This is a genomic window from Limnofasciculus baicalensis BBK-W-15 (genome assembly GCF_024178385.1).
Taxonomy (GTDB): Bacteria; Cyanobacteriota; Cyanobacteriia; order Cyanobacteriales; family Coleofasciculaceae; genus Limnofasciculus; species Limnofasciculus baicalensis.
The window spans coordinates 1-5,969 of the sequence record NZ_JAMZMM010000369.1; the positions used below are offsets into that span (position 1 = coordinate 1).

Below are 5,969 nucleotides of genomic sequence, written 5' to 3' on the forward strand. Positions count from 1 at the left end.
CTCCCCATAAGAGTGTAATAGCCACATACCTGCTGCTATTTTAGGTTGATTTACATGTAAAATCATACCACGATCCATTCCAATTGCTAGCAATTCCAAGGCTTCAACTAGTTTGGGATCGAATATTTTACCAGCTTCTTCCTGACAATATTTTAGCCCATCGAAGAGAGCATTCTCAGCAGATTTATTAGGAGCAACCCGATGCTGAAACTGGACAATCAAGCCCAGAATTCTAGATTCTAAAGGAATCCCATCGTAAGCTAACCCGTCTGGTTTTCCTGAGCCATCCCAATATTCGGTTTGGTGGGTGATAATATTTGCGATCGCTTGTAATTGTGGCATCACCCGTAACACTGATGCCTTCGACATCATATCCTGCTGCTCTACTGCTTCTTGCTGAATCCGCGACTTGACAGGATCGATAAATTCTTCCACCCCTTGAAAAGATGCCAAACGGTGTAGTAATCCAGCCAAACGTAGGCGTTTAATTTGCCATGCAGGTAAATCTAATAACTGCCCCATCGCCTCCGATAATGATGCTACCTCTGCGGCTGCCATCGGATTAGTTGCATCTGCTTGATCGATTAGTTGCGCCATCCGTAAAAATGCCTGGATCTCATTAGATACTAGGTTATTATGCAAAGCTTGTTGTTGGATGGGCAAAGTATTGAGAGTATCATCTCCAATTTGATGTAAATCGTTATGAAAGCGTTGGAGATAATCTACTACGCGAGATACAACAATTCCAATATTATCCCGTTCTTTATTACCAAAATTAGCCGTAATTTCTTGGACTTGTTTAGTTAATTTAGCTTGTAACTCTCGATTGTAACTACCGATGTGCGCGATCGCTAAATTTACAGTCTCCCGTACCAATTCCGGCTCAAAAGTCCAAAACCCGTAAAATTTCCGTTCTCTGTCATTTTCTGGCATTCCAGATGCCCCATAATCAGCCGGAGATAATTCTTGACATAAGACCATTGCTGTGTATGTCTCCGATAGAATAATCAAGTGCCACTCTTGAGCCACCGGATCTCCCGAGTCGAGGGCTACTAGTGCAACATTAGCTAGCTGACTGGTGGGATGCTCGGCAAAATTAGCAGATGGTGCTGCTAAAATGACTATTTGAGAGGCTTTTTTAGCAATATCTCCATAACGCTCCGCTTCTTGCAGATACCACTTTCCTTGCTGGAAGGCGGTGATCGTCAGAGGTTTTCCTGTAGATTCTAGGATAAAGTCTTCTAGAGCATGACAGAGGGCAACCAGGGTGTTCTTGTAATATACCCCAAAATTGAGTGGTCTTTTACTGCCGCGATGGGTAGTTTCTAGGTGTTGTAAAATCGAGCCTTGTAGCATGGTATTTATATGTAGACTAACAGAGAATAATTAATCAAGGGTGCTGGATGAACGTAAAGTAATCTTCTGCCTGTCATCCTTTGTATTTTACACTTAATACTTCAGATTATATTTAATTCTTCATCATTTACACTTCACCCTTAAGAATATATCTCATTTTTTACACTTTTCCCATGATTAATCAATCTCAACCATTACCGCAGCCCCCGATGGAGAAAACCCGGTTCCAGCAATTGATGAGTAGTCTATACCAAACACCCATTGCTTTGGCAGTACTACTACTTGGCTTAATTCTGACAGGTTTTTCGTGGCAATACACAAAGCGAAGCGTAGAAAGAGAAACGACAGCCCTCCTGAATGACCAAGTTAATGAAGCAACTGTATCCATAAAAAACCGCATTCAAGTCTATCTGAATACATTTTACGCCGGAAAGGGATTCTGGATCTCAGAAAATCTTATTTGCGATCGAATATTCTGAACCTTTGCTAAAAAACCTAAAAGCAATTGGTTTAGATTTGGGATATGAACCTGTTCGCAGAAAAGGTGCTGAAAGGGCAAGAGATACCGGAAATCCAGCAGCGACTGGGCAGATAATTTTAGTTCAAGATCGAGCTAAAACTCCGGGCTTTCTCATTTACCTCCCCATCTATCGTCTTGGGATGCCAATTAACACTATAGCAGAAAGACAATCTGCTTTTTTGGGCTTTATTTATGCTCCTTTTCGAGTTCTTGATTTAGTCGAAGAAGGGTTACCTAAATCAGTTCAAGAAAACTTCGATTTGGTTATCTACAACGGCAAGGATTTAATGTATGGAAAAGCAGATAATTTAGCCAATCCTGAGATTCGCTCTCATTCCCGATATTACCGAAAAATTGTCGTGGATGTAGCTGGAGAAACTTGGAATTTATATTTTATCAGTAAATCAAAATTCACAATTGCTGGGGATAATTTTCCCAAAATTGTTTTAGTTATTGGTACTCTCACCAGTTTATTGCTATTTGCCATTGTTTTATCTTTATCTGCTGCTTATCGTCAAACCAAAACGGCTAAAGAAATCTCTGATGCCGCCAAAGAAGCGGCGGAGACAGCTAATAAAGCCAAAAGCATATTTTTGGCAAACATGAGTCACGAATTAAGAACCCCCCTCAACGCAATTTTAGGCTTTACTCAAATTATGAATCGCGATTCGTCATTGAAAGAAGAACAAATAGAAAATTTGGGTATCATTAGTCGCAGTGGGGAACATTTACTGTCTCTAATTAATGATGTACTAAATATGTCTAAAATTGAGGCAGGTAGGATTACGTTAAATCAAAATAACTTTGACATATATGAACTCCTGACTGTTTTAGAAGAAATGTTTATGCTGAGAGCAGAAGCCAAGGGATTACAGCTTATATTTAATTGCGATCCAGAGGTGACTAAATATGTATTTGCAGACGAAAGCAAGCTTAGACAAGTCTTAATTAATTTACTAGGTAATGCAATTAAATTCACTGAAGAGGGTAAGGTAACACTGCGGGTAGGAGTAGGGATACAAACAGAAAATAACTCTAACAAAAAATTAATCAGCTTTGAAGTAGAAGATACTGGTTATGGTATTAAATCAGATGATATAAAAACATTATTTGACGCTTTGCCACACAGAGGAAATATCCTGATAATTGACGATCAACTTGATAGCCTTCGTCTTCTAACTAATATACTAAGCGAACAAGGGTATGAAGTCAGTAGCGCCATTAGTGGCGTAATGGCATTAAAAACATTGCAGGCAATTGTACCGGATCTAATTTTATTAGATGTCAACATGCCCCACATGAATGGCTATGTAATTTGTGAAAAGCTGAAAGATAATCCCAATACAGGAGAGATTCCGATAATTTTTATTAGCGCATTAGACAATACATTCGATAAAGTTAAAGCCTTTCGCGTTGGTGGAATAGACTACATTACCAAGCCATTTCAGGTGGAAGAAGTTTTAGCTAGAATTGAGAATCACTTACATAATGTTCGGATAAAAAAACAACTACAAATCTCAGAATCAATCCAACGGGAAAGAGCCGAAAAACTTGCTCAAACACTGGAAGAGATCCAAAATACTCAATCCCAATTTGACAATGAAAAAATGTCTAGATTGATCTATATACTACCCAGATATGTCCAGGAAATCAATAACCCAGTCAACTCCATCATCAGCCACATCCCCGATGCCCATCATTATATAAAAGACTTATTGCGATTATTGGCACTTTATAAAAAAGCCTTGCCCAAACCAACAACAGAGATAGAGCAAGAAATTAAGGATATTGACTTAGAATCGATCGGATCGGATTTACCCAAGCTCTTAGATTCCATCAAGATAGCATCTAAACGGATTGATGAAATTGCGAAATCATTGTCTTCTCTTCTAAAGTAGCACTAAACAGCAACCAATTTTTCCTGAGATTTCTCCTTTCTTTCAATCGGCGCACTCAAAGCCTCTTCTAATTCCGCACAACCCAATTTTTCTTCCAGAATCTTCATCACTTCTCGCCCAAAATCATGAGGATTTTGCCGCCAAGCTTGGAGACAGATTTCACCAAAGAAAGAGCCGAAAGGTTGAGGATTCCAGAGTAATTTTTTAGCTGTCCAAGGCATGAGACTCATTGGGTTATAATCCCGTGATATAATGTTATTTTCAAAGGCATATTCTTCTAAATGAGTGTGGGGTTGTAACCCAATAAAGAAAATAGCAGGTTCAACTTTATCCACCCCAAATATTCTTTCCAACTCCCGGTGATAGGCAATAGTTTGGCGAATCGTATCGAAAGTTTCATCGATCACATTAAAAGAGTAGTTAACAGATACTAAATCGTTAAAACCAGCTTCTTTTAAATCTCGAGAATTTTGCAGTACCGTGCGGAGATTATAGCCCATCCGCATCTTCCGCACCAATTCCTGGGAACCACTGGTAATCCCAATCTCAAAATAATTCATCCCAGTTTTAGCCATAAGTTGGCACAATTCTGGGGTAAGATTATCAGCACGGATATAAGCCGCCCAATGAATATCTTTCATCCCGGAATCCAGGATTTTCTGCAAAAGTTCAACCGCATCGCTCATAAATTTTCGTGCAGGAATAAACTGAGCATCAGTAAACCAAAAATTGCGAATCCCCCTGTCATAAAGTTGGCGCATTTCTGCCACTACTTGATCTGCCGGGTTGATTCTTACCTGCTTCCCTTCCACCACAGTATAGACACAATAACAGCAATTATGAGGACAACCCCGTTTGGTTTGCACGCCGATGTAGAAATCATCCTCTTGTAAGTAGTAATCAAAACTAGGCCAAATCCTTTGGATGTAGTCGTAGTTACAGGCAGTTTTTTCGATAGGAGTAGGGCTTTCATGAATCATACGCGATCGCGGTTTATTCTCCCCAACCACATAACACCTTTCATCATCAAAGTCTTCACCCCGCAGCAGCTTTTCCAGTAAAGCCTCTCCCTCACCAACAGAAACAATCGTGCCAGTGGGTAGCTGACTTTCCAGTTGCTCGTAGAATACACTTACCGCTCCACCCCCTACCATAGTACGAGCATCAGGATTGTATTGGCGGGCACGTTTTAGTCCTCGTTTGATTAACCCCACATTCCGCCACAGTTCATTATAGTAAGATGCCGCTAGACGCAATCCTCCCAAAGCTCCACGTAACTTGATCAAAGGATTGCGGGCATAGTAAAACTCAAAAGCATTTTGGAGAGGGTTACCCCCTCTTCCCCCCACAGGCGCATAAATTTGAATATCCCGCCAAGAAAATACCAGCAGACTAGGTTGAAACTCATCTACACAAGCATCAAGGGCGCTGGTGAAATCCAAAGGTGGTATGGTTCCCAAGTCAAAAATCTGCTGCTCAACTTCTGGGAACAGCTTATGAACATGATCCGCCAAATAGACAACCCCAATCGGGAAGATAGGGTTACAGGGAAGGCGAACATAGAGTATCTTCTGAGTCATGGTCAGTTTCATGTTAAAGAATTTATCTTTTATATTAAGTCTAATGAAGATTTCTAATCCAGAACAAGTATCCCACCTGTCAGCCATTAGTCCCGGCTGTCACCCCATACCCTTCGTATTGAGCGATTCATCGCCACCGTTCCCGCTCCTATCTCACAAAAATTTCCTTAATCCACTTGGTAGTCGAGTTTACAACAATCTGGGGATCGCAAGTGCTAACGTGGGTTAGGTAATAAAAAAATAACTTCATTTAGCACTTTTGCAGTTATGGCTCAGATTCTAGACCCCCTTCCTTCTAATAACCAAGATTACATCCTCTGCTGCTACGTCAACGCCACCAGCCAGATGCAGATAGCCCGTATAACAAACATTCCCAACTGGTATTTTGAGCGAGTCGTTTTCCCGGGACAGCGCTTGGTGTTTGAAGCCCTACCAGAAGCTCTTTTAGAAATTCACACTGGAATGATGGCAAGTTCCATTCTTTCAGATAGCATCCCTTGTACTCGCTTGTGTGTGGATCAATGCCACCAGCCCAGCACCGATTCAGTTATAGAATCTATTGTTGACACTCCCCGGTCTAAAGACACGGGGATTCTTAAGACATCGAGCGCCTTA

The 5,969-nt window shown here is 40.8% G+C and carries 5 protein-coding genes; 3 read left to right on the forward strand and 2 right to left on the reverse strand.

Features of this window, described 5'->3' with window-relative positions:
* Positions 1–1,356, reverse strand: a 1,356-nt coding sequence (locus tag NJ959_RS24560; protein WP_254014380.1) for a DICT sensory domain-containing protein, incomplete at its 3' end; no start/stop codon positions are given.
* 173 nt (positions 1,357–1,529) lie between these two features.
* Here NJ959_RS24560 and NJ959_RS24565 point away from each other — a divergent pair.
* Both NJ959_RS24565 and NJ959_RS24570 read left to right on the forward strand, forming a co-directional pair.
* Positions 1,530–1,835 carry a hypothetical protein gene (locus NJ959_RS24565; protein WP_254014381.1) on the forward strand — a complete coding sequence of 102 codons (306 nt, stop codon included), beginning with the start codon at positions 1,530–1,532 and terminating at the stop codon, positions 1,833–1,835.
* A gap of 4 nt (positions 1,836–1,839) precedes the next feature.
* Complete coding sequence (locus NJ959_RS24570; RefSeq protein ID WP_254014382.1) at positions 1,840–3,774, forward strand: CHASE domain-containing hybrid sensor histidine kinase/response regulator family protein; 1,935 nt, start codon at positions 1,840–1,842, stop codon at positions 3,772–3,774.
* 2 nt (positions 3,775–3,776) lie between these two features.
* On the opposite strand, the gene NJ959_RS24575 is transcribed toward NJ959_RS24570, so the two are convergent.
* Positions 3,777–5,354 (reverse strand): photosystem II high light acclimation radical SAM protein, encoded by a 1,578-nt coding sequence (locus NJ959_RS24575; RefSeq protein WP_254014383.1) that lies wholly within the window; start codon positions 5,352–5,354, stop codon positions 3,777–3,779.
* A gap of 267 nt (positions 5,355–5,621) precedes the next feature.
* On the opposite strand from NJ959_RS24575, the gene NJ959_RS24580 reads away from it, so the two are divergent.
* Positions 5,622–5,969: DUF1830 domain-containing protein (locus tag NJ959_RS24580; RefSeq protein ID WP_254014384.1), on the forward strand; the 348-nt coding region annotated here is incomplete at its 3' end.